The following is a 26,020-nucleotide window of genomic DNA, read 5'->3' as shown; positions in this document are numbered from 1 at the left end:
AAAGTCCCGTCAGGCCGCTGCCGGCACGGCGAGTGGCGGCGGGCTGCCCAGCATCGTCACATCCGAAAATCCAACCGCCATCAGCTGCGCGCGCCGCTGCGCCTGCTCATGCGCCGTCATGTCCGGCTCTGGCAGCACGATGGCATGCGCCTGCGCGCTCAAAAGTCCCGCGGACAGGTCGGTCGCGGCGCTGGCATCGAGCAACACGTGGTCATAGACGCGCAGCAGCGCATCGAGCACCAGGTTGAGCTCTGGCGAGCGCAGCAGCGCCCGGTCGGCGCCGCCATGGCCAGTGGTGACCAGATGCAGCTGCGAAAAGCGGTCGCGATTGATGATGTCGCCGAACGAGGCCTGTTTCAGCAGCAATTCGGCAAGGCCCGGCGCCGCCGGGTCGGTCGAAATCGCCCGCAGCGCGAGCGATGACGGCGCCAGATCGATCAGCACCACCTTGGCGCTCCGCGACAACAGCCGCGCCAGCGTCAATGCGGTCATGGTGGCGCCGCCCGGCTGGCGGGCCCCCAGGAATGTCAGCTTGCGCGCCGCGCGGCCGGCCTTGCTCAGCTCGGCAGCCAGCGCCTCAAGGTCGCCGACCGCGGCCGCCAAGGCAGGATGGGTGTCGGGTACAGCCGCGGTGAAGGCCGGCACCGGGTCGGCCGGCACTTCGATCGCCGTCTCGACCGGCGGCGTCAGCGGTTCGGGCTCCATCGCGGTGCCCTGCTCCCCGACATCCTCATCCGCGCCATCATCCGCTTCCGACGGCGCGGCTGGACGCGGCCTGTGGCGCGCGACCGTGACCCCTGCGGAGAGCAGCATGGTGGCGAGCGTCGCCGCCAGCACGATCGGCAGCTTGCGCGGAGCAACCGGCGTGGTCGACACCATCTGCTGGTCGGCCGCCTCGGCATCCGTCGCTTCGGGCTCGGCCGTCGCGCGGCCGGCAGCCTGCTCGGACTCAAGCTTGACACGCTGCGCATTCAGCTCGCGTTCCGCCGCGGCGAGCTGCGACTTGTCGGACGCCGGCGACGGCTGCCGGGCGAGTTGCTCGAGGTTAGCGGTCAGGCTGTCGATCCGCTCGGCGGCGAGCCGCGCCTCAACTTCCAATGATTGCGCCTGCCGCGTCGCCTCGGCACGAAGCTGCCGATCCAGCTCGGCGAGTTGCGCCTTCAGCTCCTTGATGCGCGGATGGCCATCGAGCAAGGTCAGCGACTGCTGAGCCAGTTCGCCGCGCAGCGCGGCCCGCCGCTCGGTCAGCCGGCGCATCGGTTCGGCATCAAGCGCCGCGACATCGATCGGCCGGCCGCTTTGCAGCGCGTCTTGCAGCAGCCGCGCCTTGGCTTCGGCCTCGGACTTCTGCGCGCGCGCCTTGATCAATTCGGTATTGAGATTTGCGGCACCATCGCCATCCACCGACAGCGCGCGCAATTGTGCAACCCGCGCCTCGGCCTCCGCCAGCCGCTTGCGCTGCTGGTCGATCGCGCCGGTCCGACGCTGGGCATCGGCGCTCGCCTGCTGCTGCCGCAGCGTCTCTTCCAACACCTCGGCGTGCTCGGCGATCGCCTCGACCACCTCTTCCGCAAGGTTGGGATCGCTGGACTGGAACCCCACCACCAACGTTCGCGCGGCGTCATCGGCCTCGACTGTCAGCCGGTCGAAATAAGCGGCCAGCACGCGCTGCTCGGGCGTCTGCACCAGCGGATCCTTGGCAAGGCCGGCCAATGACGCCAGCGATTTCAGCGCCGACGGCTGGCCGCGCACCGGATCGAATTCCGGCCGCTCCATCAGCTTGGCGCTGTCGATCACCTCGCGGGCGATGTCGCGCGATTTCAGCAATTGCTGCCGCACGGCGCTCGGGCGCTCGCTCGAGAGCTGCAAGGTTGATTGATAACGCGGCGCCATCAGGCTGACGATCGCCAGCGACAGCAACAGCGCCAGCGCGGTCGGCGCCAGCACGCGCCATTTCTTCTGGCGCAAAATGGCCGCTGCCTGGCGCCCAGACGGCGCTTCGGCGTCATTGTCCGCAGTCGGGTCAGCCGTAGCCGCCTCACCGACCGGCACGCCGCCGCCCTTCCGCCAAAACGCCAAACGCATGGAAAACTCCCGACCCGTGTCCCCGCTGAGTCTGGCAGCGATTACACTTCATTAAGGTTGCCGGGGCGTTAATTGCCGGGCGACGCTTGCTTAAGGGGCGCCGCGCCAGCGGTCATGAGTTTTGGGATCAAAATCACAACTCAAGGTCGCGCAATCCCTGTGGAATGTCGTGATCTGAAGTGTAGTTGGGATGGCCCCAGACGATGCGCAGCAGTTGTCGCACGAGCCGCTAACTAATTGTTCCAAGTTTTCCGTTAATCGATAGCAGAATGAAGAAAACGATCGCTGACGCGGCCTGACCGCTTGCGGCAAATACGGGACAGTAAGTCTTGGAACCTATCGACGCACGCGCGCTGATCAGCGCAGCTGCAACGCCGAGCGCCACACCGACCGGTGTACCCGTTGAGCGCCGCCGCCGGCTCTCCGCACCGGCGCTTGCTATTGCCAACGAGAAAGTGCGCCCCGCCTATTCGCCGGTTGTGATCACTGGTATGGCGCGCATCAGCGACTTCGTTCTGATCAGCCTGACCGGCGTTGTTCTGTATTTCGGTTACGTGGCGCGCAACGATGGCGCTACCTGGCCGTACATGGCGGCGATCTTTGCGATGACTTCTGCCATGGTGCTGGCGTTCCAGGCAGCCGATCTCTACCAGGTGCAGATGTTCCGCTGCCAGCTGCGGCAATTCACGCGGATGCTGTCGGCTTGGACCGTGGTGTTTCTGCTGTTCATCGGCGTGTCGTTCTTCGCAAAGCTTGGCAGCGAGGTGTCGCGGGTCTGGCTGTTGGGCTTTTACCTCGCCGGCTTGAGTGCGTTGATCGCGCAGCGCCTCGGGCTGCGCAGCCTGGTGCGACGCTGGGCGCGCGAAGGCCGGCTTGACCGCCGCACGGTGATCGTCGGCGCCGATGACAATGGCGAACGCCTGATCCGCGCGCTCAACGCCCAGGACGATTCCGACTTGCGGATTTTGGGCGTGTTCGACGATCGCAATGACGAGCGGGCGCTCGACAATTGCGCCGGCGTGCCCAAGCTCGGCAAGGTCGATGACATCGTGGAATTCGCGCGCCGCACCCGCGTCGATCTGGTGCTGTTCGCGCTGCCGATTTCCGCGGAAACGCGCATTTTGGAAATGCTGAAGAAGCTATGGGTGCTGCCGGTCGATATCCGGCTGTCGGCGCACACCAACCGGCTGCGGTTCCGGCCCCGCTCCTATTCCTATCTCGGCAAGGTGCCGACGCTCGACGTATTTGAAGCGCCGATCACCGACTGGGATCTGGTGATGAAGATGCTGTTCGACCGTATTGTCGGCGGCCTGATCCTGCTGGTGGCGGCGCCAGTGATGGCGCTGGTGGCGCTCGCCATCAAACTCGACAGCCCCGGCCCGGTGCTGTTTCGGCAAAAGCGGTTCGGCTTCAACAATGAGCGCATCGACGTCTTCAAGTTCCGCTCGCTCTATCATCATCAGGCCGACCCGACCGCGTCCAAGGTGGTGACCAAGAACGATCCGCGCGTCACCCGCGTCGGCCGGTTCATCCGCCGCACCAGCCTTGATGAGCTGCCGCAGCTGTTCAACGTGGTGTTCAAGGGCAATCTGTCGCTGGTCGGGCCGCGCCCGCATGCGGTGCAGGGCAAGCTGCAGAACCGGCTGTTCGACGAGGCGGTCGATGGCTATTTCGCGCGCCATCGCGTCAAGCCGGGCATCACCGGCTGGGCGCAGATCAATGGCTGGCGCGGCGAGGTCGACACCGATGAGAAGATCCAGAAGCGCGTCGAGTTCGATCTGTACTACATCGAGAACTGGTCGGTGCTGTTCGATCTGTACATCCTGCTCAAGACGCCGTGGGCGCTGCTGAAGGGCGAGAACGCCTACTAAGCTTGCTGGCGTTTGTTTCCTCAGGCGCTGCGGTGACCACAGCGCCCTCCCGCTCCGGTCCCTCTCAGACATTGATCTGCATGCCGATCTCGACCGCGCGGCCGCTCGGGATCTGGAAATACAGGCTGGCGTCGTCGGCCCATTTCGCCATGTTGACGAACAGCCATGACTGCCAGCGCGGCATGTCCGACGGCCGGCCGGCGCGGATCACCCGGCGCGACAAGAAGAACGAACTGTTCATGGCGTTGTAGGCAAAACCACCCGCCGCGCATTGCCGCAGCGCTGCCGGCACATCCGGCGTTTCCATATAGCCAAAGCGCAGCACGATCCGGGTGAAGCGGTCATTGACCACTTCGACGCTGGCGCGGCCGCTGTTCGGCACGCGCGGCACATCCTCGGTCACCACCCGCAGGATCACGTTGTGCTCATGAAGCACCTTGTTGTGCTTGAGGTTGTGCATCAGCGAGGTCGGCGTCGAGTTCGGATTGGCGGTCAGGAACACCGCGACGCCCCGGACCCGGACCGCCGAGCTTGAGGTCGAAATCGAGCGGATGAAATCATCAAGGTCGGTCTCGTCGCGCACCGATTTCTGCGCCACGATCTTGGAGCCACGCTGCCAGGTGATCATGATCACCATCAGCGCGGTGCCCATCGCCAGCGGGATCCAGCCTCCCTCGAACACTTTGAGCAGATTGGCCGACAGAAAGATGGTGTCGACCGCCAGGAACGGCGCGATCACCAGCGCCGACACCAGCAGCGGCCATTTCCAGCAGGTCCGCATCACCAAAAATGCCATGATGCTGGTGATCACCATGGTTCCGGTGACAGCGATACCGAATGCGGCCGCCAGCGCGCTCGACGATTTGAACGCGAACACCAGATACAGCACCGCGATCAACAGCAGCCAGTTGGCGCGCGGCAGATAGATCTGGCCCTTCTCGGTCTCCGAGGTGCGGCGGATTTCCATGCGCGGCAACAGTCCGAGCTGGATCGCCTGGCGCGTCAGCGAGAACGCGCCCGAGATCACCGACTGGCTGGCGATGGTGGTCGCGAGCATCGCCAAGCCGACCATCGGCAACAGCGCCCATTCCGGAAACAGATGGAAAAACGGGTTTTCCGCCTTGTCCGGGCTGGATAGCAGCATCGCGCCCTGCCCGAGATAGCACAGCACCAGCGCCGGGAAGATGATCGACATCCAAGCCAGCTTGATCGGCTTGCGGCCGAAATGGCCCATGTCGGCATAGAGCGCCTCGGCGCCGGTGACGGTTAAAAACACCGCGCCCAGCGCCACCATGCCGGCATAGCCGTGATTGAGCAGGAACTCGATGCCGAGCAGCGGATTGAGCGCAGCCAAAATACTGAGATCGCCGATCAGGTTCATCAGGCCGCCGATCCCGATTACGCAGAACCACACCAGCATCACAGGTCCGAACCAGGCGGCCACTGCGGCGGTGCCCCATCTTTGCACCACGAACAAACCAATCAGGATCGCCATACTGAGCGGCATGATGTACGGCTCGAACGCCGGCGTTGCCAGCTTCAGCCCTTCGACTGCCGACAGCACCGACACCGCCGGCGTGATCATGGCGTCGCCATAGAACATCGCGGCGCCGGCCATGCCGAGCACCGAGATCGCGGTGAAGCGGCGGCGCATCACGCCCTGCAGCAGCGCCATCAGCGTGAGAATGCCGCCTTCGCCGTGATTGTCGGCGCGCATGATCAGCAGCACGTATTTGAGCGTGACGATCACGAACAGCGTCCACAGCACCAGCGACACCACGCCGAGCACCATCGGCTGGGTCAGCGCACCGCCGGCCGAGGCGGCCGCCAAGCTCTCCTTGAGCGCGTACAGCGGGCTGGTGCCGAGATCGCCATAGACCACGCCGATCGAACCGAGCGTGAGGGTGGCAAGGGAGGTGGGTCGCTTGGTGTGAATGGCGGCAGGTGCGCTGATGGCGTCGCTCATCGGGTCCTCTGAAAGCAGCGGGCCGAACAGCGTTCGTGGCCCCAGCTCCCAGGTTCCTGGCCGGCGCATAAGGATGCCATTCGGAATACGGCACGCCGCCATCAAGAGCGTGTAAAGCCGCCGCGCCACACGCCGGCATCGACATACCGGGGCGCGGCCATCGCTCCGCGCGCTGCACGCGATTATTGGCGGGATCGGCACCATGGGCGGCTTAGCGGTGCCCGCGCACCGCAGGCGCGCCGCTGGCGGCTTTCGTGCCCTGTCGAATCGTCCTATGGTTGCCGATCATTCTGTTCTGTCGAGGTACTCCCCATGCTTGCAGCCGTCTTGGAAGCCATGTCGGCGCTGTTCCTGTACGCCGTGGTGATTCTGGTGTTCAGCATCGCGGTCGCGTTGTTTGCGCCGCCGATCAAGGTCGCCCAGCAGAGTTTTTGGACGGTGCTGGCCTATTTCGCTGGTGAAGTGGCGGTGTTTTTGGTGGCGCTGTGGATCGTGTCTGGCCTGGCCAGCATGGGGCTGTTGTCGATTCTGCTCGCGGGCGTGATCGTGGCGCTGGTGTTCGTCCCGGGGCTGGCTGCCAAGATCCCGGTTCCGGCCAATGTCACCGGCATGTTTAAGCGCGGCTGACCAACACCGCCTGCCATTCGCAAAAGCCGCCTTCGGGCGGCTTTTTTGCTGGGCGCAAAGGCTACTCCGGCTTGCGCCCGGCGGCGAACGAAGCTACACGACAGGCATCGGAGCGTAGCGCAGCCCGGTTAGCGCACTAGTCTGGGAGACTAGGGGTCGGAGGTTCGAATCCTCTCGCTCCGACCATTTTTCCAAATACATTTCAGCAGTTTAGCTTGATCGGCTCTTTGGCCGATCATTGCGGCTTTCCGGGTTGGGTCCATATTGGGTCATCTGGGGGCTTTGGTCCCTGCCCTGCCAATGCTCAGAATCGTTGCCGCAATTGACCGACGACCGCGCCGAGTTTGGGTTCTGATCTCAGTCCCAAAGACAAAACCGCCACCCGAGCGAGGACGGGCGGCGGTTCTGCAGTCCGGTCTGGATTTCACTTCGAGGTTTCACATGGCCCGGCACGGAGGTGTGCCACGCATGAGGCTGCTCCCGGTTGGTTAACGAATCCTTGACAGATCAACCAATCGAAACACTAGGGGGATGACACCGGCGCTTGTGTTGATCAGGTTCGGTAGAGCGCCCCCTCGCCCCGCTGCGCGCTGTTGTAGTCCGGCCGGACATCGGCGCCGCGGGCGCCACACGCCTTGCAGGTGAACCGAGGCTCTAGATCGGACAGCCGCACGTCATCCGGCCAGCGCTCGGCCTCAAGCCGCGTGCCATGACCGCAGGCGCGGCAATAGACCAGCACGGCCCGCGCGCCGGCAGCGCGCATCTCGGCGAGGGTGATCTTGAGGCTCATGCCCGGCACGATAGCGCCGCCTGTCCATTCGGACAGTGGTCATAGGCTTGCACCATTGGGCCTCGGGGCCGATGGTTCCATTATGCGTCTGCGCGTTACCATAGCCGCTCTTGCGGTCGTCATGATCCCCACGTCGGCCATGCCGGCCTGCGGCGACCGCGGCGGCCCGGGCTATCGGGGGCCGTCAGGCAAGTGCGTCGGCTGGGCCGAGTTCAGCCGGGTCTGTGGCAATCCACCGGAAAAGAGGTGCACGCCAGAGAACGTGCAGGAGCGCGGCAAAGGGGCGAAGGAATGAGACACGTTTTCCCGGCGCTGTTGCTGTTGCTGGCAAGCGCTGCTGCGGCCGAGCCGATCGCCCCCGACCGGATCAGGGTGATCGACGGCGACACAATCCGAATCGACGGCCAGCAGCCGGATCGCCGCCTCGTCGGCTTCAATGCCCCGGAAACGCGGAATGCAGAGACCGAGAGAGAACGGGAGCTCGGCGGCAGGGCCACGGCCAGGCTTCGGGAGATCGTCCGCGGCGGCGAGCTCGACTATGCCGAGGTGCAGTGCTCTTGCCGGCCCGGCTCGGAAGACTCCGCGTTCTGCAACTTCGGTCGCAAGTGCGGCGTCCTCAAATCGCGGGGCGAAGACGTCGGGGCCATCCTGATCCGCGAAGGCTTGGCCGTTCCGTTCATCTGCGGGCCGACGGGCTGCCCGCCGGCGCCGAACCCATGGCGGTGAGCCTCGGAGGCCAGCGCCCACGCCGGCCGGCGTAGGCGTGAAAGGACGCTGTTGTGAGCAATCCGCGACACGGAAGGCAAACGACCAGACTCCAGCGCATCGCCGCGATCGCCACGTCATGCATCCTATTCGCGCTGATGATGGCGGTGTGGCTGTGGGTGATCCGATGACCAGTGCCTCGATCCGATTCGTCGATCGCCAACCGGTCCGCTCGCTTCCCATCGCGGTATTGACCGCGCGCGGCACTGTGCGCACGCACAGAACGGGCCGCGGCTGTGCCAGGTCCGACCGGCAGCCCGGCCGAGTGGATCAGCGACGGCCACGGCGTCGCCAGCGTCTCCAGCGGCCACGTCCGGCTCGAGGATCTACACCGGGCCGCAGCTGGGGAGAAGTCGGCCGGATGGTGCTCTGCACGGCCTGCGGCACGCCCGGCGCCGTGTCGATCGCCCCGAATTGGCTGGATCACCGGGATCTCGCCGTGCCCTTCTCAAATCGCTGGAAAGCTTGATCCCGCACAATTCCATACGCGGACTCGGGTTGTAACATCGCCGCACTAGTCGTTACAATTGCAGGCCAAATAGTGAGATTCGCGGTATGCTGTCGACCGCAATGATAAATCGCAGAATTGAAGGAAGAGAGCGCCGCCGCGGCTCGTATGCTCCGCCGGTCGATTCGCATCGGTATTTACTCTCGGACCTATTGATGAGGTTCGGTCGCATGCCGCTGGCTGATCGCCAGCTTGATTTCTTGCGGAATGCCTCTCCCAGCCGCGAGGTTGCGATCTATTATGCTGGCGAGCTCGATTTGTTGGATGGCCCCACTGTCTCCATCGTTGGCACGCGCGAGGTCTCAGATGATGGCTGGCGGAGGGCTTCTCAACTTGCTCGAGATCTGGCCAGAACTAGGGTGACGGTGGTCAGCGGCCTCGCGAAAGGCGTCGACACGGCCGCTCTGCAGAGTGCAATAGACAATCAAGGTCGAGTGGTCGCCGTAATCGGAACTCCGCTCGACAAGGCGTACCCGGCGGAAAATTCGGAACTTCAACAGCACATCTACAAGCACCACTTACTGATTTCGCCATTTCGCAACGGCGAGCGCGTCTTCAAGTCGAATTTTCCAGCTCGGAACCGCGTGATGGCAGCTATCAGTGATGCGACGGTGATCGTTGAAGCGTCAGATACTTCAGGCACGCTACATCAAGCGGCAGAGTGCGTCCGGCTCAATCGGTGGCTTTTCATTATGAGGGCGGTAGCCGAAAATGGCTCTCTCTCCTGGCCGCAACAATTCTTGAAGCATCCCAAAGTAGCGGTTCTGTCTTCTACGGACGAGATCGTCGCTGCTATCGGCGCCTAAATGCTGGTCCAGCACTATTGCTATTACTTGACGGACTGGGCTGGGATCTCGCCCAGACAGCAAGATTTTGACACGAACAAGGTCGTAAAGTGCCTCAAGGGACAGCCTATCAACGGTTATGCCCAAATCGGAATCGCTGGGCTATCCATCCGACTCGAGCAGAGCAGCAAAGAGGAGTTCTTGGCACGACTTTGGACCTTCATAGGAAAAGACGTTGCGAAGACGCTGCGCGAAACGACCACGATCGTGCCGATACCAAATAGCTCAGCCGTAGTTGGCGCGTCTCCGAACTACCGAACATTGTCATTTGCAAGCAGCATGGCGTCTGCTTCATCGGGAAAATTGGTAGCCGAGGATTGCCTCCGCTGGAGATCTGCGGCTCCGGCAGTTCACACCACCGCCGGGCATCGAAGTCCTGAACCTCGCTACGACAATCTAGTTGTTGTTCAAAAACCCACACGGCCTGTCATCCTATTTGATGACGTGGTGACGTCCGGATCTTCATTCATTGCGGCGGTGTGGCGGCTGTCTGAAATTGGAGCAGCATTGAACAAGGGGTTGGTTGTTGCTCGTAGCACCTGCAATCAAGAACCAAATATGTTCAAGGCCGAGGGCCGAGATCTTGCAATCCCTCAGCCGCCCCTGTTCTGAACCCTCGCCCCTGACGCTGCTATCAGGCCGTCCGCCGCATCGCATCGATCATCGGCGCGGTCACGTGCTCGTCTGGACCATTCCGCATCGCGAGTAATCGCTGTCAGCGAGCTGTAAGGCGGCCTCTCGTAGATCACCAGCGTGGCACATGCATTCACCTGACATGCGCCTCAGCTTGAAAGGCCGGCTAGTGAAAAGCTCGCCCGTCGCGCCTTGAATGAGACGCCGGCAGATATCTCAGCGCTTGGGTGCCCGACAGCCGGCCGCCTCGGCTTCCGTGGTGCTGCAGAACCAACGTTTCCCCGGGCCCATCATCACCTTCGCGTACCAGCGGTTGCCTGGCTGATGGTAGATGCACTCGCCGCTGCGGCTGATGTTGCCCTTGATCACGCACTGCTGAGACGGCGCTGCAGCCGCCGACGCTGCCCCGAGCAGCACCTCCTGCGCGTTGCGCGGCACGCTGGCCGCTCCGAGGATCATGGTCCTTCGGTTTCGGTCGCGCCAATCCCATGGCGCAATGAATGCGCCGGCCCACAACCCGGACTGCGCTTCCCTAGCGACGGCCTCAGAAGCCTCGTGTTCGCGCGAATAGCGAATGAAGGCCAGCGCCCAGCCCGAGCGAACCATCCACTCCTCAACGCTCTCTGAGCCCACGCGGCACGTGCCAAGAGATCTGCCGTATTTGTCTTGACTGCTGACCTCGCAGGTCCACGGCTTGCCCCCGAAACGCCTGGCAAGCTCGTCGCGTGATGCGATGCCGCAGGGCCAGCGCTCCCCCTTCTCGTCGAGACAGAGCTGGTCGGTCTCCGGCGCGTCGATGCCATGCAATCGGATCTTGGTGCCGCCGATCTCGACCGTATCGGCATCAACGATGCGCGGCACGCCGGCGACCTCGACGGTTTCGTCGCCAGGCAAGCAGACGTACTGCGTGCCCCGCATTCCCAGGCAGCGCGCCGCGCCCGGAGTGAAATCGATCTTCACACCGGCGTCGCGGGCCCTTCCGAATGGACCTCGGTCGTTGATGCGGACGCTGCACGTTCGTCCGTTCGCAGGATTGGTCACAGAGACCGTCGTTCCGAGCGGGTATTCGTGGGAAGCCGCGGTCAGGCTGTCACGGCTTACAGGCTCGCCCGTGCTCGTGCGCGAACCGATCGAATAGAGCGTCGCGAGGACCTCCTTGCCCGAACCGCACTTCCCGGTCTTGTGCACGTGACGATGCACGGTTTCCCAGCCGCCAGCGCCAACCGAGCTGGGTACGAACACCAACATCGCGGCCGCTGCACAACAGACCGTCAAACCTAACAAGCTTCGCATCGCACCCAATCGCCTCCGGTCAGGTGCGGCTTAACACATGCGACCAGTGAATGGAGTCCCGAAGCTCGCTCAGGAGGCTAGCAGCCATTCCAGACGCCAGAAGAGACCATTCAAGCCGAGGTTGCGGCGTGCGGCGGTTGGGGTGTGGCGCCAAGCTAGACCGACCGGCATGCCAACCCACGGAGTTCCGCCGGGGGGCTGCGGCATTCGGGCGCGCCGACACCGGAGAGCTTCAACCTGGGAATATCCCTATTCGGCTATTCGTCTGATTCATGTTCGCTATTGGGCGCGCAGACTTCGCGGGACATCTTGTCGTCGATCGACTCTGCAATCTCCAAGCACGCCATTGCCAGAATGTAGGCGGTCATGGTCATATCAAGTTTGATAGCCAGCTCCCGAGCGTCATCCACAGACCTCCGGAGCAGGTTCAACTGATCGACGGTAGCCATTTCCTCACCTCGGGAGGCTGTTTTGGTTAATCGCGACAAACCGGACGATGAGACGGTGGCCCCCTATTTTCAGAGGCCCAACCGGCCGACCTCCGCGGAGGGAGATTTCGCCCCACCGTATGAGAGCTTGGTTCTCGTCCGGCTCTTTTCTCGAATCTCGTCACCAGCCGGACGGCAGCAAGTGATTGAGTTCGCGCAGAGCGTCCTATCAGGACAGAAGTGAACGCTCGAGATGCTCTTGTTGTAGCCTCTTTGAGTGATCAACGTGCCTCCGCTGAGGACCGCATCGCTTCAACACGCTACGCTGGCCGACTTTTTGGCTCACTGCTCTAAACGTGCTGTCACTGACATCGATCAGCGCCGCGATCGTCCAAGCATTCTCGACAAGAGCAGGAATGCCGAGCGGCTTAATAACGAATCCGGCCTGCTGAAAGCGAGGTAACCACCACATCTCGAATACTGCGGAAACCTGGGAGATGCCTTCGTCGAGACAAAACTCCTGAACGGCAGCCATGAGCCGCAGATTCAAATCTCCGTCCCGCCGCTCCGGGACTATGAAATACCGTGACCACTCCCAGATGTCCGGCGCCGAAGGACAGCTACTCACGGCAGCGAGGTGAGGAAACACCTCGCTGATCATAGTCGGCTTGGTGGTCGGATATAGGCGATGCCCTCCCACCACTCTGTCCCCTTCCATGGCGAGCAAATAGACCGTGTCGTCATTGTCGTATTGGTCAATCTCGCGACCGTCCGAGCGCTCAAGCGTCTTCCATCCACGTTCGTCGACAAAGACATTGTGCCTGATCTTGAAGTGTTGCTCGATCGCCTCGTGATATAGGTGACGATTGGTAGCCGTAATCACGTGGATCATTCCCGCCTCCCCTTTAGTACGTGAGGCGATCTTGCCGGCAACAATCGAAAACTCGATATTGGGAAAAGTCCCAGTGTCGTTGTCGGCTATAGAGAGATCAGATTCTGGCGGATCGCGAGAGCCACGGCATGCGTCTTGTTGGCGGCTCCGAGCTTCCGGCATGCAGTTGCGATGTGCTCTTCTGCCGTCCGCTGCGTGATTCTGAGTATCTCACCAATCTCCCAAGCTGATTTTCCGAGCGCCGCCCAACTAAGCGCCTCGCGTTCCCTGTTGGTCAACCGTGGGACAACTGGCTCCGGAGTTGAAAGGATTCGAATTCGATCAAAGGCATACATGGCCATCAGATGCAGCACGGGCTTGCTGCGCGAGTTCAGATCGATGTCCGATCCACCTAACGAGATCGCCGCCTCATAGCCTGCGAGCCCATGAATCGGAACGGCAAATCCTCGAACCATCCTGAATTCAGCGGCGCGATCCATAACCTCTGCCGCACGCGGATCGTATGCCCGATCGTACTTAGCTTCTGACCATTCGAATGGATTGATCGTTCGTCGCAGATGCTTCACGACTGGATCAAACTGATCATAGTTCTTCTGCGTATAAATGGCGAACCATTCGTCCGGCCAACGCTTAGCCATCACCATCTGAGCAAATTTCTGATGGTAGCTCGGGATCCCTGTAATGATTATTGTCTCAAACCCAAAAGCATAGAACCCGGATTTTATTGCGTCGAAGGCAGACGAAACCGTCGAATAAGCCTCCAATTCTTCAATAAAGTCCAATGCATCCTTCCCATAGTCTCCAATGATCATGACACCCTGCACTAGAGAAGCTGGAAATAAAACACATGCTAAAGCGTAGCATCGTGTTCCTGCTCTGGAAAGAAACTCGACTACGCGCGACCTATCAACGCAGATGGCGCCTTGTTTCATGCCAATCTCAGGCAAGTTGACGCGTTTTTCGCGCTCCAAGCGGCCAGGCAGCAATTCGCTGGAAACGCGCGCAACCCTGATTTATGGGCGACTGCGGGGCCGTCCGATCGGCGGCGGGGCGACCTCCTTGGCGGTGATGTGCTCTCCGGCCTCGATGCGGGCTTCGTACTCTGTCCGCAGATCTGACGGCATGGCCGGCGCAGCCAGCACCCCAAGCACCTGCCAGGACACCCGCGACCATATCGGCTCCCGCTCTCCGTAGAGCGCGGCCACGCGCACCAGCGCCGCGACCTCGCCGGGATAGGCCAGCCCGAACCGCTGCTGCGCTAGGCGCAGGAATTGGCCGCGGCCGGCCTTCCGTTTCAGCTCGATCAGCTGCAGCCCGGTTTCGATCTTCCGGCGGTTTCGGCTGACCTTCGCAGCGGCAACGCGGGCCCGCTCGGCTTCCTCGCGCTCCTCTCGATCGGCAGCGATCTCGGCGCGCGTGCGGTGCCGCTTGCGGTCACGGTCGAACCCGTCGCGCAGCACCAGCACAATCATTCCGGCGAGCGCAGCCCATGCCGGCGCCGGCGCGGTCTTCCTCAGCGCCGCTGTGCCGCGGTAGCAGTCGAGCAGCGGAAAGTCGTCGAAGGCTTCGACGAACTCCAGCCCCTTGGCGACATACTCGGGGTGCGCCAGGACCACCGCGCTCATGGCGCGAATGACGGGATCGATCAGCGCGCGGGCGTTGCCCGCGCTCTCGACAATGGCACGCAGGACGATCGTCAGGTGCTCCGCCCCGTGCTTGGCGAGCAGGCTCCGCAACGTCTCAACGGCCGTCGTGCAGTTCTGGTGCCGATAATCGTTCGGGCCGATGATCTTGATATCGAGCGAGGTGAGCAGCGCGGCGAGCTCGTCTGGCGCGGCCTTGGCCTTCCGCCGCGGAAACGACACCACCGGGTCGTCGCGCAATGCCGATTGAGCCATGGAGGATCACTTCCGTTGACGGCGGCGGGTGGTGATGCCCGCCATGCGCTTCAATTGCCGGCCGCTGAACTTCTCGCCGTCGGCAAGCCGCCGCTCGACCTGGGCGCGGATCTCCGCCGGGAATGTCGGGCTTATGAGCACCCGCAGCGCCTCGGGTTTCAGCCGCTCGATCAGTTCGAGCCGATCGCCGTACATGCGGGCGGCGCGGATGTGGAAGCCCGCCTGATACTTCTCGACCCCGACGCGCTCGCACACGTCGCGAGGAACCGGGCTGGTGTTGTGCGGCCCTTTGTGCGGCAGCAATTCCAAGCCCTTCTCGACGATGCGGCGGGCGCCGGCGACTGGCCGCTTGGGCAGGTTCACCCGCTTCGGCGGCGCGATCTTCTGCTCGGCGAACACGGGGTAGAGACGCTCGGCAATCATCCCGGCGAGGAAGCACCAGGCCGAACCCTTCACAGCGTATTTCAGCGGCCGGACCTTGGCGTAGAGCTCGACCAACGGCACCTGATCGAATGCCTCGATCCAGCGCAGTCCGGTTGCCGGCCATGCCGGGAACGCCAAGGCAACGGCAGACACCGCGTTGATGATCGGATCTGTCAGCGCTCGTTCGTTGCCGCGGCTCTCCCGGATCGTCCGGAGGATAAGGGTGACATGCTCGGCGCCGTGCGCCGCGATCATCTTGCGCAACACCTCGCCGGCCGTCGTCTCGTGGTCGCGCCGCGTCTCCGTGCACCCGATCAGGCGGATATCGAGCGCCGCCAGGATCGATTGGAGTTCGTCGGTGCTGGCCTTCGGCCGTCTCCCCTTGCGTTTCGGAAATCGCACCAGCGCGCCCCGCTGGGGCGCCTTGTCGGTATCGGCGAGCACGGCTTGCGGCATAGCAATCCCCCGTCGTCGGTCAGCAAATCGAGTGCAGGAACAACGTAAAGCATAGATCAGCGCCTACGTCTTCCAAATAGATCGCGGATTTACTTCGATTATTGCCATATCAGGCTGCGCAAACAACTGCAGGTAAACGTATCTGAGATTGCTGTGTTGCTTGGCGATGCTGTCGGGGGCGACGCATGAATAGCCGGCAACCTGGCGGACGTTGGCCCGATGTCAGCCGCGGCCCGATCGGAATCCGGCGAGGTCGTATACGAACGCGCGCCCCGATCGCCTGACGGCCTCAACCTCACCATTGCGACGCAGCCGGGCCAGTGCGCGCCGGGTCGCCGACCGTGCGCTGGCATTGGCCACCCACTGCAGGCTCATCCTCGATCCGGGTGGCCGGTTCCAATACGCCAGGTCCGCGGCCTCGACTGCGGTCAGCGGGCCATGACGCCGAAGGGCAGCGCGCAGACGTCGTTCAAGGTCGACATTGGCTGCAACCTCGATGACGCCAAAGCGGGTCTTAAATCGCGAATTCGCGGGCATTTTCAAAGGATAGGAGGGGTGGGACCCGACAGTAAAGTGAGAAAACGCAAACCCCAAAAACGCGCAAATCCCGCACTCGCGCGCTTGCGCATGTAGGTCAGCGGTTTGTACGGTCCCTATACCCCCGTAGGGGTAAGGCATGCCTCAGACGCCGCTGCGGGGCCCGGAGACGCGACCGTCCGATCTTTCAGGACCCCCCGCGCCTTTGCTGGCTGGCGTTCTGTGTGGGCTTCCCTGCGAGCCCTATGGCCTGTGCTGTTGGTTCCGCCTCATGACGGCGTCGGGCTGGCCGGCGCTGCCGCGCCAGGTCATCAGGGATGGCACCGGCTATCCGTGCTGCTCTCTGTCGTGGAGTGTGCTGGCCGCGGCGCTGGTGATGAGCGGACGCGTGCACCTGTGCAGCGACGCGTGCAGCGATCCGTGCGTGCACACGTGACCCGTGAGCCGGTTGTCGGCCGAATTGCCTGTAGGGCCATGCGGTTAGACGACCTGTGCAGCGGCCACGTGTGCATCTGCACGGGTCCGTGTACCGGTTTTCAATCGACCTACTAGGAAAAAGCGGCAGTCGAGCGCGCCCGTCTCGCGCTTTCGCTGCAGCACGGTCCCTTTTGTCTGCCGGGGCGGAATGCCTCGTGCGGCGAGCGTGAATGGCTGTAGGACGCGCAGGCGAAGCCGTACAGCGCTGTTCACGAGGCCAACGCCTTTCCGCGTCAGACCGGGTTTAACGCATGGGTGAAGCCCGCTGAGACGCCTACCTACGGCGCAGGGACCGTATTCCTTTGCGCTCGGGGCCTGCGGGGCGCCGCCCCGAAATTCGAGCATATTTCGGTATTCCGATATTGAGGTTTGCTGGACCGGATGGCGTGCAAACCGTCGCCGCATTTCTGGCAGGCTGATCGGCTGCTGAGGCTGATGGGCGCCTCAATGTCAGGACGCCGCGGGTTCAAGGTGCCCGGTCTCGACGAGAGCGCGGGCAAGGACGGTTTCGATGAACATAACTGGTGAAAGCCCGGCCGCGCCCGCTGCGCGCTCAAGCGCGCGCATGTCTTCCTCAGTCAGCACAATTCCGATGGGGTAGTTCGTATTGGTCACAGCATCCCTCTGCAGGCCGGTGATGCGGGAAGGCTCCCGGCGCCTTCCCGCTGGCCGGTGTTATGCGGCACCGCCGGCTGGCCGTGATGCGATGGACGGTGCTGCTGAAGGCGGCGCAGCCACGCCAGCGCGTCAATCCCCAGTAGCTTCGTCCGATGTTGGCAAGACCCGGTCCGGTTTTGCCGCCTCTGGTCGCGTCCAGGCAACATGCATTGCCGCGCGCCGGGCCGCGTAACCATCCGATGCGGTCTCCTGCGGATTTGCGGCCGCGATGTTGTTGACCACGAACGCCGCAATGGCCTCGCCTGGCATATCCGGCGCCCGGGTCAGCAAGTCGACCGCGGCGGCAAGGCGTAGCGGATGACGCTTAACTTCGTCGGCGCCGATCGCGGCTGTCAGCCGGCCCATCACCTCCCGCGCGCCTTCGGCCCGGGCCGCAATAAGCTGTTCCTGCACTGACAGCGTTTGAGCCTGGCCGTCGTCTTCATTCTCGTTCGTCATTGCCGTCATTCCTGCTTTCCTGCCGATCCGTCGGGTTAAGTCTCACCGGACAACTTGGACGCCCGCGTCATGATTTCGCGCGCCGATGGGTGCGACAGAGCTTCCTGGTAGGTGACCGCAGACTTGGTGCGGTTCCCTTCGTCAGCCTTGACGACAACACCTCCGCCCTGCGTTGGCTGGCGGGTTGCCTCGGCCCACGTCGGATAGCGTCGTGTGAAGCTCACGGACGACCGTGCATTCCGGCGGCGCCATTTTTCCCGACCATCGACGGGTTTTCCTGTCCCGCTCATGCATACGCCCCGTCACTGTAGGCGCCGCGGGACAACTGATTGAGCTTGTCACTGAGACGGCGCTCAACGGCCGCGGCGATTGCTTCAGGAGATTGGCCCGGAGCGGCCTGGACGTGAAACGTGAATGTGTTGTTGTTCACCGTTCCGCCGCTGGCCTGACGCTGTGATTGCTGTGCCTTGATCTCGCGGATGGCCTGCAACGTATCGACCGACGCTGGCGCTGCGATCTGCGGCATGACCGGAGCCTGGATCACTGGCGCTGCGATCTGCGGCATGACCGGAGCCTGGATCACTGGCGCTGCGATCTGCGGCATGACCGGAGCCTGGATCACTGGCGCTGCGATCTGCGGCATGACCGGAGAAGCGACCTTGTGCAGTGCCGCCACAGACAAGGCGCGGTCCTTAATCATGCGGACCGTATCGGCAGCGGTTGAAATCTGGCCGGGCGCATCCGGCGTGAACAGCTCCGGTCCGCGCTCGCCAACCAGGTAAGACTTGCCACGCTGGACAGGGCCGCCCGTAGCCCTTGAGCCGGCAACAGCCGGACTACTGGAAGGCGCCGCACCGCCAAGACCAATCGCGCTCTTGATCCGCGACCCAATGCCTGAAACCCAGCCGAGCAGCGCCTGCACCTTGGCTTTCATACCCTCCCAGAGCTGAGTGATCAGCGCCACGCCGGCGTCGTACATCCCAGAGGCCGCAGCCTTCACCTTCTCCGGCAACTCCTGCACTGCGGTGACGATCTCGGCGAACTTGGTCCGCATCGGCGCGGCGATCTTCTCCCACGTTGCCGAAATCGTCGTGCCCAGATTTAGCCAAGGCTCCTTCATGCGCTGCCAGAGCTGCAGGATCTCATCCCAATTGCGATAAGCGTAAATCGCAGCGGCGCCGAGCGTGCCGAGGATGATTGTAAGAGGCGCGGATGCCGCACCCAGCGCGACCAGAGCGCCACGCGCGACCCAAAGGGCGCCGCCCCAGAGCCAACCAAATGCCCACTTCAAGCCAAGTGCAGCAATGCGCAGGCCGAGCAATCCGGCCGTCGTGAGTGTCACAGCTCGAACAATGGCGGGGTTGTTTTCAGCCCACTTTGTCAGCCGCTCAATCAGTGGGTTCATCGCCGTCGTTGCGTCTCTCACACCTGGGAGCAGTGCCACGCCGATCGCGATCGATAGCGCTTCCAGCCTGTTCTTAAATAGCTGGACAGCATTCGCTGTGGTCTCCGTTCTTGCCTTGAACTCCTTTGTCGCCGAGCCGAGGTAGTTCGTCTTGTTGGCGACCATGCCGAGCGATTCGTCGAGGAGCTTGACGTTATCAACGAGCGGGTCCATCCCGCGCGCCTCCTCGCCAAAGATCTGCGTCAGGACGCTCTTTTGCAGGTGCTTGGGCAGCTTCGCCACACGCTTGAGGACGTCCTTGAAGGTTCCGACCGCGTCCTTCTGCATCGCCTTGGTTACGCCCATCGAGCTAAGGCCAAGCTTCTTGAATGCAGCGGCGGTGTCCTTGCTGACGTTGTCCGCCTTGCTAAGCGCCTTGCCGATGTTGCGGAACGACGTCGCCGCGACCTCGGATTCAGCACCAGCCGCGATCATCGCCGCGCCGAGGGCTGCAGTCTGTTCAGCCGAGAAACCGTACTGCTTTCCAGAAACGCCAACGCGCTTCATGTAATCGATGATCTGCGGCGCCTTCGCCGCCACGTTGTTGGACAGGTGGTTGAACGCATCGGCGAGCGCGCCGGTCTGTTCGACCGTGTAGCCGAGCCCGGTCTTGATCTTCGCCATCGCCTCGCCGGCGTCGCCGGCAGTCATGTCAAAGGCCGTCGCCAGCTTGGCGACCATCTCGGTAAAGGCGGGGATTTCGCCTTCCTTCATACCGGACGAACCGGCCGCGGCGCTGATCTTTGCCAGGCCAGTTGCCGCGATCGGGATGCGCTTGGACATCTCGATGATGGTGCGGCTCATGTTCTTGAGCCCTTCCGGCGTCTCGAAGTCTACGACTTTCTTGACGTCGGCCATCGCGCTCTCAAATTCCATCGCCGCCTTGATGGGAGCCCCAATGCCTCGGGCGAGGCCGTAGGCTGCAGCGCCCGCCACAACCAGCTTTTGCGAGGTTGCGGCGAGCATGGCGCTGTTGCGCGCCTGCGCGGCCTTCAATGACGTCAACGCCGCGTTGGCTTTCTTCGCCGGCCCGGTCAGCCGATCGATCAGTTCAAGGATCAGTTTTGAAGTGAGAACACCCATCTACTTTGTCCCGTCCCTTGCCTTGATCAATCGGATTGCCGCGGCGTGATACTGCAACGCCTTCGTCGGGCTCATGCGCTCGACTTCCGAAATTGGCGTCGATAACTCGGAGGCAATCAGCGCTACGGCATCGACCCATCCGACTGCTGTTGCAGCTCCCCCATGAGAGGCACCGTCGCGTCAACCACTTTGTTGAAATCAGGAAACGACAGCTTCATCAGCAACGGCATCGGCTGGCCGCTCATCCCAGAAAGAATAGCGAGAATTTTGCTGGTCTCGCCCTTGACGCTATCAGCAAGGCAGGCATCGCCGACAGTGGCCTCATTGAATACCAGCTCGGAAACAGTCTTGCCCTCGTGGGTGATCGGCTTCGACAGGGCCACGGTGACGGTGTCGCTCATTTCAAGTTCCTCTGGTTGGTGGATTGAGCAGCTGGCTGCTTACGCAGCCGCCTGGCGCTGCTTGTTGAGTGTGGCGACGGCATCGGCGACAGCCGATCGGCCGAGGATCCTAGTCCGACGTGCATTGACGGTCGCGACCGCCGCAGCGAGCGGGGCCATCTTGCTGTCGGCACTCGCCGGCGGCCGATAGACTCGGCCGGCGCGGCTGGCGTTCACGGCGTCGACGGCGCGGATCAGTGTGTTGTCACTTTGCATCGGGCTGTTCCTCTTGGTACTGGGCGCGGGCAACCACCGCATCAGCAGTGGCGAGCGCTTGGCGGACGTGAGCCGTCGCCCGTTCGATGGCGTGTTTACCGGCTTCTGCAATCTCCCCACCGACGATCGCGGCCATGTCGCGCCGCTGCCTCGCCAGCAGCAGCGAAGTCGGTCCCACGACCCTATAGGCAGAATTCACGGCGGCGATCATTTCGACGCTAAACATCTTCGCTCTCCGCATCTTCGGATGAGCCGAAAGCCGCAGCCAATTTGCCGAACGCGCGCTTCGCGAGGCTCGGCTGGAACGGAACTAACTCTTCGCAAACCTGCCGCTGCGGTCCGGCCTTATCCAGCTCAACGAGCTTTTCTAGCTCGGCCAGGAGGGAATGGGGGCTCGTGAGGTCGCGCCAATTGTCCCAACCCGGCGGATCGTTGGCGCGGACGCCTGGCACGCGCAGCTCGCGCACCAGATCTTTGGCAAATTGAGTGTTCGTAGCAGGGTGGTACTTGATCAACCGAAAATCGCGCTGCTCGACCATGCTGTCGCCAAGACGGCCTTCTCGACCACCAGTCGGGCGAACGTCGGCCGACTGCTCGGGGGACGTGATCACGTTGCCATTGGAGACGTAGACCCAATGCGTGACGATCGTTTCTGAGATATTCTTGCGCGGCTGCTCGGCCACGTTACGCGCGCGCCCCTCAGCAGATTGCAGCGCCGGCAACCCCTCGGCCCGTCCTCGCTGCGCCGCTTCCCGCTGCTGTTCGGACCTGGCGACCGCCTCGACCGTCTCGCGCGCCAGGCGCGCCATCGCCTTGAGATTGTCGGTGATCAGCTTCGCGACCTTGTCGGCAGACTTGTTGAAGTCGTCCTCGAGACGCGCCTGTTCGTCGGCGGCAGCCTTTCCTTCGGCCGCTTGAAGTTCGGCTTCGCGCTTCGCGACGAGAGCTGTGGTGCGGGTCACCTCGACGCCGGCCGCCTCGTTGTCGGCGCGCCATTTGGCGTAGGCCGAGGCATCCGCGACGGCGTCGGATTCAGCGGCGGCGATGGTTTCCTTGCGGGCTTGTGCCGCGGACAGATCAGCCTTGGCTTGTTCAAGTGCCGCCTCTGCGGCGGCGATTGCCTTCGTTGCCTTCATAGGGTGCCTTCGGGTTTGCCGGGTTGATGGATTAGAACCGCCGCAAGATCGGAAGTCGGAAATGCGGCGCGCCGAGCCGGTCGAGCCGGTCGCTAATCGCCGATCGGATGAAATCTTCCGGGCTGATGCGCTGCAGTCGCGCTGCATCCTTGATCGCGTCGGCGATTTCTTCGGTCACTGGTGCGGTGACCTTCGCGTTGAGATCAATGCGGTCGGGAACTTTGCTCTGCATGGCGCGACTACAGCAGGTCGCGCGCGCAAGCGCAGCGCGCAAAGCGCGCAATTCGCTCAGCGCCGGATATAGGCTCTAAATCGAGAAGCCGAAACGTACCACCGGTCGGCGATCTTCATGGCAAAGCCGCCGCCGCTCATAAGGTTTTTGGCGCACCATTTTCGGACGACACTCTTCGAGCGGCGGGCGATCTGCGCCGCGACACCGAGCTCAATCAAGTCGTGCGGCTCATCGTCAGGTGCTGCAGCTATCGGCAGCCCTGGCATCATGGCGATCAGCTTTTGCGTCTCACGGAAGACGATCGCGGCCTGCACCACGATTTCATCGATCATCTGTGTCCCTTCCGTCGAGGCGCGCCGTGGACCGCATGATTGATGGTCGCGCCAGCGTTCTCGACGCAGTCCGCGGCGGCGCAAGCTCGCTTGGCGGCTGCACCAAATGCAGCTCCCATCTCGTCTTCAATCTTCCGGCGCAGCGCCACGTCGAGCGTCACACGGGCCGGGATTGCGAGAAGATCGGCCTTGAGGATGCCAAAGAACTCGTCGATCACCTGAACCGCCGCGGCCTGGCCGGCCGCGATCTGCACCTTGCGCCGCTCGTCGATCCTGAGCTGGATTTCCTCGGCGCGGCTGTCCTGCACCTTGGCGAAGCTGGCAGTCTTGGTCGCGCGCCGATCTTCGTCGCGAAGATATCGAATGAAACCCTGTACCAAATCAGTGAGGCGATACTGGCCGCGCTCAGCCTTGGCGAACCAGCCATCCCGTTCCAGCCGGCGAAGCCACGTCGGCGTGACCATCAGCAGTTGAGCTGCGGCAGCGGTTGAGATCAGGGCGGATAGATCAGGAGCGAGGTGCTTCTTCATTCGGCGCGCCCGTCGGTGACCGGAGGAATGGCTCCATCGCGCTGCAATTTCTCGACGATCGCGCGCCTGCAAAAGTCGCTCACCGACGACATGCTGCGATCTGCTGCCGCGTAGAGCTTCTCGCCCAATTCGTGAGGGATACAGAAGGTTATCCGGGCCTCAAATCTCTTCGACTTTGCCATCAACGATGCGCTCCGATTTGGTTAGTTAGTATATGCGAACTGAAGCATTTGTTCAACGCAATGCGCTAACTACGCACTTGTTATCGTGTCTCAGCGGCGGTTTCTCCTGGCAAGAAATCAAGAACGTTGTCGGGTCGCGTCGGCCGCGCGAATTGCGCTTCATTGAACCGCAGCGGGACGGAAAGCGGCGGACACTGGTGAAGGACTGCACATAGAAAAACCCCGCCGGACGGGCCGGGGGCGCGGCTGCATCAAGGAATACGATTAGGCGCGGCGCGTCGATCAGTCCTTGGCGTTCATCAGTTCGGTGAGCGCCCATCCGGGAAGATGCGCCGCAAGGTTTGGGTTCGGACCGCCCCTGGTGCCCTTCATGCCCTCCGCCACGCTCACCAGCGCCACAGCCTTTCCATCGGTGTTTATCGCTGGCGACCCTGACATCCCCGCGCAGATGCCGTTGCCTGCCTCGCTGAACCACACGCCGCCGCCAGAATGCCGCGCCATGCATTCATGCCAATCGTTGTCGAGCGATAGCAGGAAAAGGCGATCTTCATGCCGGCACACGTCGACCATGATAGGTTCGCAGGCCTCGACGAGGTTCTGATACGCGCCGCAGTTCTCCTCTTCGAACTCGTAGTCCGCTTGCCCGAGTATCGCTATGTCGGCCACGGGGTCGACAAAGAGACATTCCGCCGCGACGGATGGTCCGCCTCCCAGCGGTCCGAGCAGACGGGGGAACGTCTTTTCTTCTGTGTAGGCGGCGGGCATGGCCGGCGGCAGGCTCGGCAAACAATGAGCAGCAGTGATCACAAGACGGTTTTGCTTGCCTTCGACTACGAACCCGCGCCCGCCCCCGACCTTTAGAACGGATGCAGCAGATCTCTTCAGCGGGTCCGTCAGCACCTCAAGGGGATAGGTGGCCCCGTCTCCGAACGTCATCTGAAGCCATTTGGCGTAGTTTTCGTCCGAACAGGGTATGGCTGAAAATCGGTTCAGAGATACCATATTATTCGCGCCGGCAGCGCTTGCAGCCCAAAGTTGGTTGCTGATGATCTCGCCGCCTTTGATGTACAACTCGCCGTAGCCACTTGGGCTATCCGCGTCAGGATAGATGCCCACAGTGATGACGCCGGGCGAGTTAATTAGGTCTTTGATGATCGAAATTGCGCTGGCTTCATCCGCTAGCTGCGGGCGCAGCCTTTCGGCCATGGCGATCAGCTTTTCGTGGAGTTCACCTTCACTCATCGCATCCTCGGTTGCTGGGTACTGCAAATGAAGGCCGCCGGATCGCCCCGGCGGCCGGTGGCGTCAGTCGGCAGCGGCGAGGCCCTGCCAAATCTTCTCGCGTTTCCCTTCGATCTCAATGGCCCGGTCTTGGATCAGCGAGGCGATCCGATCGATCGCGGCGCAGTCGTCGTTATCGATCTGGCTCGCGAGAGAACAGATCGCATGGGCCAGGTCTTTGATCGTCAACGCGTCATCCTGCATGTCGTCGGCAATCGAGCGGATCTCGGCTGTTGTCGTCATGTCTCCGCCCACCCCGATTCGAGCCGCGCCACCTCGACCTTGACCTCATCGACGAGGCTCAGCGCCAAGTCGATGGGACGTTGCGTTTCATCGGCCCCGCTGGCGCGAAGTCTCTCCGCGTGGCGCAGCTTCTCTTGGAGGCCGGCCGCCAATTGGCAGTCGATCTCGCCTCGCAACGACAGCGTCAGCAGGCGCATACTGAGGTCGGCCACGCCCTTCAGTATATCGAGGCTGCCGCTCCTCACCTTGACCCACCAGAACCGCGCCGTGCTTGTCAGAACCGTGCTCATGCTGCCACCTCGATCGCGAACGGGTTCGGGCGCCCGGTGAGGTTAGCCATGATGTGCGCGATCGTCCGCTGATCCAGCGACGACCCGGTGCCGTCAAAAATGTCGTTCCCCCAGCACGCGACCACTAGCCCCGTCGCTATGGCCTGATATCCCGCAACGGTCGTCGGCCGGAGCGCAAGCATTTGCTCCAAGACGGAGCATTCCGCCGCGATGACGGCTTCGATCTCAGCATTGGCGGCGTCCAACCCGCTCAGCTCGCCAGCGGCGTTATCGGCCGCCTTCCAGTCGTCGAACGCCGGGCCAGACACCGCGTCCGGCTTCGCCGGCGCAATCGCGTCGTAACGGGCAGCGGCCTCGCGATATTGCGCGTTCGCCGCCCGATTTCGCGCCCACAAGACATCCATCACCCCGGCGAGACGAACGAGTTCGGCGTCGTCGCTGGAATGGGCCAGTCCCGCGGCCATAGCGGGTGACGGTGCGGCGATGGGTGTGGTATTCGGTTCGATAGCCATAATTGCGGTCCTTCCGTTGATGTGGTCAGGCCGGGCGTGGTGGTTGCAACACCACGCCGGGCCGCTGGGGCGGGATAGATCAGCGCGCGGCGCGCCCCGGTGCCGGCGCCGTCGGCGGTTAATGCAGGCGCACGAGCTTCCCTTCGGCGACGGCGTTATTGATGGTCGTGATGTATTCGGCGGTCTCGATAATCCAGTCGTCTTGCTTCAGGACGTCGAGCAGTTCGGCCCGGCTGTTGCGCACCGCTTCCGGGTTCGCGAGCGCGAGCTTTTCAAGCAGCCATACGCCGTTCGCCAGATCCTCGCGTCCCTGTTCGATGCACTGATCGTAAATTCGGCGCGTCAGCTCGATCAGGATCGTGGTCGATCGGCGTTTCTTGAAGTTGTCATCGGTGGTCATGGTGTTTTCCTTCTGTGGTGGGGCTGGTGATCGCCGCGCGGCTGCCCCAGTGCCGTGCGGTGTGGTTCAGGGCGCGACGACCCGTTGCG

31 protein-coding genes and 1 tRNA gene are annotated in these 26,020 nt (G+C 62.7%); 7 read left to right on the top strand and 25 right to left on the bottom strand.

Translation table 11 applies throughout. From position 1 onward, the window contains the following. Positions 1 to 9: 9 nt before the first annotated feature. Entirely contained in the window at positions 10 to 2,085 is a 2,076-nt protein-coding gene (locus BJ122_RS06315; protein ID WP_110780270.1) for a GumC family protein, read from the bottom strand. Between the two features lie 329 nt (positions 2,086 to 2,414). On the opposite strand from BJ122_RS06315, the gene BJ122_RS06310 reads away from it, so the two are divergent. Continuing rightward, entirely contained in the window at positions 2,415 to 3,956 is a 1,542-nt protein-coding gene (locus tag BJ122_RS06310) for an undecaprenyl-phosphate glucose phosphotransferase (RefSeq protein ID WP_110780269.1), read from the top strand. Positions 3,957 to 4,020: 64 nt separating this feature from the next. Here BJ122_RS06310 and BJ122_RS06305 read toward each other — a convergent pair whose 3' ends face one another. Beyond that, the gene (locus BJ122_RS06305; RefSeq protein ID WP_110780268.1) at positions 4,021 to 5,922 is read right to left on the bottom strand and encodes a potassium transporter Kup; all 1,902 of its coding nucleotides are present in this window, start codon (positions 5,920 to 5,922) and stop codon (positions 4,021 to 4,023) included. Between the two features lie 312 nt (positions 5,923 to 6,234). On the opposite strand from BJ122_RS06305, the gene BJ122_RS06300 reads away from it, so the two are divergent. Both BJ122_RS06300 and BJ122_RS06295 read left to right on the top strand, forming a co-directional pair. Then, positions 6,235 to 6,549: a hypothetical protein gene (locus BJ122_RS06300; protein ID WP_027277198.1), complete on the top strand. Its 315-nt coding sequence runs from the start codon at positions 6,235 to 6,237 to the stop codon at positions 6,547 to 6,549. A 108-nt stretch (positions 6,550 to 6,657) separates the two neighbouring features. Beyond that, positions 6,658 to 6,735: transfer RNA gene (locus tag BJ122_RS06295), tRNA-Pro, on the top strand. Between the two features lie 367 nt (positions 6,736 to 7,102). On the opposite strand, the gene BJ122_RS06290 is transcribed toward BJ122_RS06295, so the two are convergent. Then, positions 7,103 to 7,339 (bottom strand): zinc ribbon domain-containing protein, encoded by a 237-nt coding sequence (locus BJ122_RS06290; RefSeq protein ID WP_110780267.1) that lies wholly within the window; start codon positions 7,337 to 7,339, stop codon positions 7,103 to 7,105. 291 nt (positions 7,340 to 7,630) lie between these two features. Here BJ122_RS06290 and BJ122_RS06285 point away from each other — a divergent pair, with 291 nt between their 5' ends. The 3 genes from BJ122_RS06285 (at position 7,631) to BJ122_RS18965 (ending at position 10,069) form a co-directional block, all read left to right on the top strand. Continuing rightward, positions 7,631 to 8,065, top strand: a complete 435-nt coding sequence (locus tag BJ122_RS06285) for a thermonuclease family protein (RefSeq protein WP_110780266.1) — start codon at positions 7,631 to 7,633, stop codon at positions 8,063 to 8,065. 717 nt (positions 8,066 to 8,782) lie between these two features. Continuing rightward, on the top strand, positions 8,783 to 9,418 hold the full coding sequence (locus BJ122_RS06280; protein WP_110780321.1) for a DNA-processing protein DprA: 636 nt from the start codon (positions 8,783 to 8,785) through the stop codon (positions 9,416 to 9,418). Then, a complete protein-coding gene (locus BJ122_RS18965; RefSeq protein WP_146227162.1) occupies positions 9,419 to 10,069 on the top strand; it encodes a hypothetical protein in 651 nt (216 codons plus the stop codon). Between the two features lie 237 nt (positions 10,070 to 10,306). On the opposite strand, the gene BJ122_RS06275 is transcribed toward BJ122_RS18965, so the two are convergent. From BJ122_RS06275 to BJ122_RS06250, 6 genes are all read right to left on the bottom strand, one after another. Beyond that, complete coding sequence (locus BJ122_RS06275) at positions 10,307 to 11,338, bottom strand: thermonuclease family protein (protein WP_245407632.1); 1,032 nt, start codon at positions 11,336 to 11,338, stop codon at positions 10,307 to 10,309. Positions 11,339 to 11,640: 302 nt separating this feature from the next. Then, positions 11,641 to 11,832, bottom strand: a complete 192-nt coding sequence (locus tag BJ122_RS06270; protein ID WP_110780264.1) for a hypothetical protein — start codon at positions 11,830 to 11,832, stop codon at positions 11,641 to 11,643. Between the two features lie 208 nt (positions 11,833 to 12,040). After that, positions 12,041 to 12,703, bottom strand: a complete 663-nt coding sequence (locus tag BJ122_RS06265; protein WP_110780263.1) for an acyl-homoserine-lactone synthase — start codon at positions 12,701 to 12,703, stop codon at positions 12,041 to 12,043. Between the two features lie 86 nt (positions 12,704 to 12,789). Further along, entirely contained in the window at positions 12,790 to 13,515 is a 726-nt protein-coding gene (locus tag BJ122_RS06260; protein WP_110780262.1) for a LuxR family transcriptional regulator, read from the bottom strand. A 201-nt stretch (positions 13,516 to 13,716) separates the two neighbouring features. After that, positions 13,717 to 14,601 carry a hypothetical protein gene (locus BJ122_RS06255; protein ID WP_110780261.1) on the bottom strand — a complete coding sequence of 295 codons (885 nt, stop codon included), beginning with the start codon at positions 14,599 to 14,601 and terminating at the stop codon, positions 13,717 to 13,719. 6 nt (positions 14,602 to 14,607) lie between these two features. Then, positions 14,608 to 15,480, bottom strand: a complete 873-nt coding sequence (locus BJ122_RS06250) for a hypothetical protein (RefSeq protein WP_110780260.1) — start codon at positions 15,478 to 15,480, stop codon at positions 14,608 to 14,610. A gap of 808 nt (positions 15,481 to 16,288) precedes the next feature. On the opposite strand from BJ122_RS06250, the gene BJ122_RS19200 reads away from it, so the two are divergent. Next, entirely contained in the window at positions 16,289 to 16,453 is a 165-nt protein-coding gene (locus BJ122_RS19200) for a hypothetical protein (protein ID WP_181418885.1), read from the top strand. Between the two features lie 491 nt (positions 16,454 to 16,944). Here BJ122_RS19200 and BJ122_RS19195 read toward each other — a convergent pair whose 3' ends face one another. From BJ122_RS19195 to BJ122_RS06175, 16 genes are all read right to left on the bottom strand, one after another. After that, the gene (locus tag BJ122_RS19195) at positions 16,945 to 17,109 is read right to left on the bottom strand and encodes a hypothetical protein (protein ID WP_181418884.1); all 165 of its coding nucleotides are present in this window, start codon (positions 17,107 to 17,109) and stop codon (positions 16,945 to 16,947) included. 132 nt (positions 17,110 to 17,241) lie between these two features. Beyond that, positions 17,242 to 17,610, bottom strand: coding sequence for a hypothetical protein (locus BJ122_RS06245; protein ID WP_210205435.1), 369 nt, complete (start codon positions 17,608 to 17,610; stop codon positions 17,242 to 17,244). A gap of 286 nt (positions 17,611 to 17,896) precedes the next feature. Then, positions 17,897 to 20,137, bottom strand: coding sequence for a phage tail tape measure protein (locus tag BJ122_RS06240; RefSeq protein WP_110780258.1), 2,241 nt, complete (start codon positions 20,135 to 20,137; stop codon positions 17,897 to 17,899). Between the two features lie 122 nt (positions 20,138 to 20,259). Beyond that, on the bottom strand, positions 20,260 to 20,538 hold the full coding sequence (locus tag BJ122_RS06235; RefSeq protein WP_110780257.1) for a phage tail assembly protein: 279 nt from the start codon (positions 20,536 to 20,538) through the stop codon (positions 20,260 to 20,262). Between the two features lie 39 nt (positions 20,539 to 20,577). Continuing rightward, positions 20,578 to 20,793: a hypothetical protein gene (locus BJ122_RS06230; protein ID WP_110780256.1), complete on the bottom strand. Its 216-nt coding sequence runs from the start codon at positions 20,791 to 20,793 to the stop codon at positions 20,578 to 20,580. Beyond that, positions 20,783 to 21,019, bottom strand: coding sequence for a hypothetical protein (locus tag BJ122_RS06225; protein ID WP_110780255.1), 237 nt, complete (start codon positions 21,017 to 21,019; stop codon positions 20,783 to 20,785). The genes BJ122_RS06230 and BJ122_RS06225 overlap by 11 nt, the downstream gene beginning before the upstream one ends. Beyond that, complete coding sequence (locus BJ122_RS06220; protein WP_110780254.1) at positions 21,012 to 21,929, bottom strand: hypothetical protein; 918 nt, start codon at positions 21,927 to 21,929, stop codon at positions 21,012 to 21,014. The genes BJ122_RS06225 and BJ122_RS06220 overlap by 8 nt, the downstream gene beginning before the upstream one ends. A gap of 31 nt (positions 21,930 to 21,960) precedes the next feature. Beyond that, positions 21,961 to 22,161, bottom strand: a complete 201-nt coding sequence (locus BJ122_RS06215; RefSeq protein WP_146227161.1) for a hypothetical protein — start codon at positions 22,159 to 22,161, stop codon at positions 21,961 to 21,963. Between the two features lie 56 nt (positions 22,162 to 22,217). Continuing rightward, positions 22,218 to 22,493: a MerR family transcriptional regulator gene (locus BJ122_RS06210; RefSeq protein WP_110780252.1), complete on the bottom strand. Its 276-nt coding sequence runs from the start codon at positions 22,491 to 22,493 to the stop codon at positions 22,218 to 22,220. Next, positions 22,490 to 23,023 (bottom strand): hypothetical protein, encoded by a 534-nt coding sequence (locus tag BJ122_RS06205; RefSeq protein WP_110780251.1) that lies wholly within the window; start codon positions 23,021 to 23,023, stop codon positions 22,490 to 22,492. The genes BJ122_RS06210 and BJ122_RS06205 overlap by 4 nt, the downstream gene beginning before the upstream one ends. After that, positions 23,020 to 23,205: a hypothetical protein gene (locus BJ122_RS06200; protein WP_110780250.1), complete on the bottom strand. Its 186-nt coding sequence runs from the start codon at positions 23,203 to 23,205 to the stop codon at positions 23,020 to 23,022. The genes BJ122_RS06205 and BJ122_RS06200 overlap by 4 nt, the downstream gene beginning before the upstream one ends. Before the next feature lie 282 nt (positions 23,206 to 23,487). After that, positions 23,488 to 24,447 carry a S1 family peptidase gene (locus tag BJ122_RS06195; RefSeq protein WP_146227160.1) on the bottom strand — a complete coding sequence of 320 codons (960 nt, stop codon included), beginning with the start codon at positions 24,445 to 24,447 and terminating at the stop codon, positions 23,488 to 23,490. A gap of 63 nt (positions 24,448 to 24,510) precedes the next feature. Continuing rightward, positions 24,511 to 24,729, bottom strand: a complete 219-nt coding sequence (locus BJ122_RS06190; protein ID WP_110780248.1) for a hypothetical protein — start codon at positions 24,727 to 24,729, stop codon at positions 24,511 to 24,513. After that, positions 24,726 to 25,019, bottom strand: coding sequence for a hypothetical protein (locus BJ122_RS06185; protein WP_110780247.1), 294 nt, complete (start codon positions 25,017 to 25,019; stop codon positions 24,726 to 24,728). Before BJ122_RS06185 ends, BJ122_RS06190 begins: the two co-directional genes overlap by 4 nt. Next, complete coding sequence (locus BJ122_RS06180) at positions 25,016 to 25,531, bottom strand: hypothetical protein (RefSeq protein WP_146227159.1); 516 nt, start codon at positions 25,529 to 25,531, stop codon at positions 25,016 to 25,018. The genes BJ122_RS06185 and BJ122_RS06180 overlap by 4 nt, the downstream gene beginning before the upstream one ends. Before the next feature lie 118 nt (positions 25,532 to 25,649). Beyond that, entirely contained in the window at positions 25,650 to 25,931 is a 282-nt protein-coding gene (locus BJ122_RS06175) for a hypothetical protein (RefSeq protein WP_110780245.1), read from the bottom strand. Positions 25,932 to 26,020 lie beyond the last annotated feature (89 nt).

The sequence above is a fragment of the Rhodopseudomonas faecalis genome (genome assembly GCF_003217325.1).
GTDB lineage: Bacteria > Pseudomonadota > Alphaproteobacteria > Rhizobiales > Xanthobacteraceae > Rhodopseudomonas > Rhodopseudomonas faecalis.
The sequence above is the reverse complement of the archived record's forward strand: the minus strand, read 5'-3'. Positions and strand labels throughout refer to the sequence as shown.

What these genes read in the sequence shown, in the direction of transcription:
- BJ122_RS06270 (WP_110780264.1), bottom strand. Translation starts at nt 11,832, where the DNA reads ATGGCTACCGTCGATCAGTTGAACCTGCTCCGGAGGTCTGTGGATGAC.
- BJ122_RS06300 (WP_027277198.1), top strand. Translation starts at nt 6,235, where the DNA reads ATGCTTGCAGCCGTCTTGGAAGCCATGTCGGCGCTGTTCCTGTACGCC.
- BJ122_RS06200 (WP_110780250.1), bottom strand. Translation starts at nt 23,205, where the DNA reads ATGGCAAAGTCGAAGAGATTTGAGGCCCGGATAACCTTCTGTATCCCT.
- BJ122_RS18965 (WP_146227162.1), top strand. Translation starts at nt 9,419, where the DNA reads ATGCTGGTCCAGCACTATTGCTATTACTTGACGGACTGGGCTGGGATC.
- BJ122_RS06210 (WP_110780252.1), bottom strand. Translation starts at nt 22,493, where the DNA reads ATGATCGATGAAATCGTGGTGCAGGCCGCGATCGTCTTCCGTGAGACG.
- BJ122_RS06180 (WP_146227159.1), bottom strand. Translation starts at nt 25,531, where the DNA reads ATGGCTATCGAACCGAATACCACACCCATCGCCGCACCGTCACCCGCT.
- BJ122_RS06225 (WP_110780255.1), bottom strand. Translation starts at nt 21,019, where the DNA reads ATGTTTAGCGTCGAAATGATCGCCGCCGTGAATTCTGCCTATAGGGTC.
- BJ122_RS06275 (WP_245407632.1), bottom strand. Translation starts at nt 11,338, where the DNA reads ATGTTGGTGTTCGTACCCAGCTCGGTTGGCGCTGGCGGCTGGGAAACC.
- BJ122_RS06245 (WP_210205435.1), bottom strand. Translation starts at nt 17,610, where the DNA reads ATGACGAACGAGAATGAAGACGACGGCCAGGCTCAAACGCTGTCAGTG.
- BJ122_RS06175 (WP_110780245.1), bottom strand. Translation starts at nt 25,931, where the DNA reads ATGACCACCGATGACAACTTCAAGAAACGCCGATCGACCACGATCCTG.
- BJ122_RS06260 (WP_110780262.1), bottom strand. Translation starts at nt 13,515, where the DNA reads ATGATCATTGGAGACTATGGGAAGGATGCATTGGACTTTATTGAAGAA.
- BJ122_RS06205 (WP_110780251.1), bottom strand. Translation starts at nt 23,023, where the DNA reads ATGAAGAAGCACCTCGCTCCTGATCTATCCGCCCTGATCTCAACCGCT.
- BJ122_RS06290 (WP_110780267.1), bottom strand. Translation starts at nt 7,339, where the DNA reads ATGAGCCTCAAGATCACCCTCGCCGAGATGCGCGCTGCCGGCGCGCGG.
- BJ122_RS06265 (WP_110780263.1), bottom strand. Translation starts at nt 12,703, where the DNA reads ATGATCCACGTGATTACGGCTACCAATCGTCACCTATATCACGAGGCG.
- BJ122_RS06230 (WP_110780256.1), bottom strand. Translation starts at nt 20,793, where the DNA reads ATGCAAAGTGACAACACACTGATCCGCGCCGTCGACGCCGTGAACGCC.
- BJ122_RS06250 (WP_110780260.1), bottom strand. Translation starts at nt 15,480, where the DNA reads ATGCCGCAAGCCGTGCTCGCCGATACCGACAAGGCGCCCCAGCGGGGC.
- BJ122_RS19200 (WP_181418885.1), top strand. Translation starts at nt 16,289, where the DNA reads ATGACGGCGTCGGGCTGGCCGGCGCTGCCGCGCCAGGTCATCAGGGAT.
- BJ122_RS06215 (WP_146227161.1), bottom strand. Translation starts at nt 22,161, where the DNA reads ATGCAGAGCAAAGTTCCCGACCGCATTGATCTCAACGCGAAGGTCACC.
- BJ122_RS06305 (WP_110780268.1), bottom strand. Translation starts at nt 5,922, where the DNA reads ATGAGCGACGCCATCAGCGCACCTGCCGCCATTCACACCAAGCGACCC.
- BJ122_RS06240 (WP_110780258.1), bottom strand. Translation starts at nt 20,137, where the DNA reads ATGGGTGTTCTCACTTCAAAACTGATCCTTGAACTGATCGATCGGCTG.
- BJ122_RS06195 (WP_146227160.1), bottom strand. Translation starts at nt 24,447, where the DNA reads ATGAGTGAAGGTGAACTCCACGAAAAGCTGATCGCCATGGCCGAAAGG.
- BJ122_RS06255 (WP_110780261.1), bottom strand. Translation starts at nt 14,601, where the DNA reads ATGGCTCAATCGGCATTGCGCGACGACCCGGTGGTGTCGTTTCCGCGG.
- BJ122_RS06285 (WP_110780266.1), top strand. Translation starts at nt 7,631, where the DNA reads ATGAGACACGTTTTCCCGGCGCTGTTGCTGTTGCTGGCAAGCGCTGCT.
- BJ122_RS06220 (WP_110780254.1), bottom strand. Translation starts at nt 21,929, where the DNA reads ATGAAGGCAACGAAGGCAATCGCCGCCGCAGAGGCGGCACTTGAACAA.
- BJ122_RS06315 (WP_110780270.1), bottom strand. Translation starts at nt 2,085, where the DNA reads ATGCGTTTGGCGTTTTGGCGGAAGGGCGGCGGCGTGCCGGTCGGTGAG.
- BJ122_RS06185 (WP_110780247.1), bottom strand. Translation starts at nt 25,019, where the DNA reads ATGAGCACGGTTCTGACAAGCACGGCGCGGTTCTGGTGGGTCAAGGTG.
- BJ122_RS06190 (WP_110780248.1), bottom strand. Translation starts at nt 24,729, where the DNA reads ATGACGACAACAGCCGAGATCCGCTCGATTGCCGACGACATGCAGGAT.
- BJ122_RS06235 (WP_110780257.1), bottom strand. Translation starts at nt 20,538, where the DNA reads ATGAGCGACACCGTCACCGTGGCCCTGTCGAAGCCGATCACCCACGAG.
- BJ122_RS06280 (WP_110780321.1), top strand. Translation starts at nt 8,783, where the DNA reads ATGCCGCTGGCTGATCGCCAGCTTGATTTCTTGCGGAATGCCTCTCCC.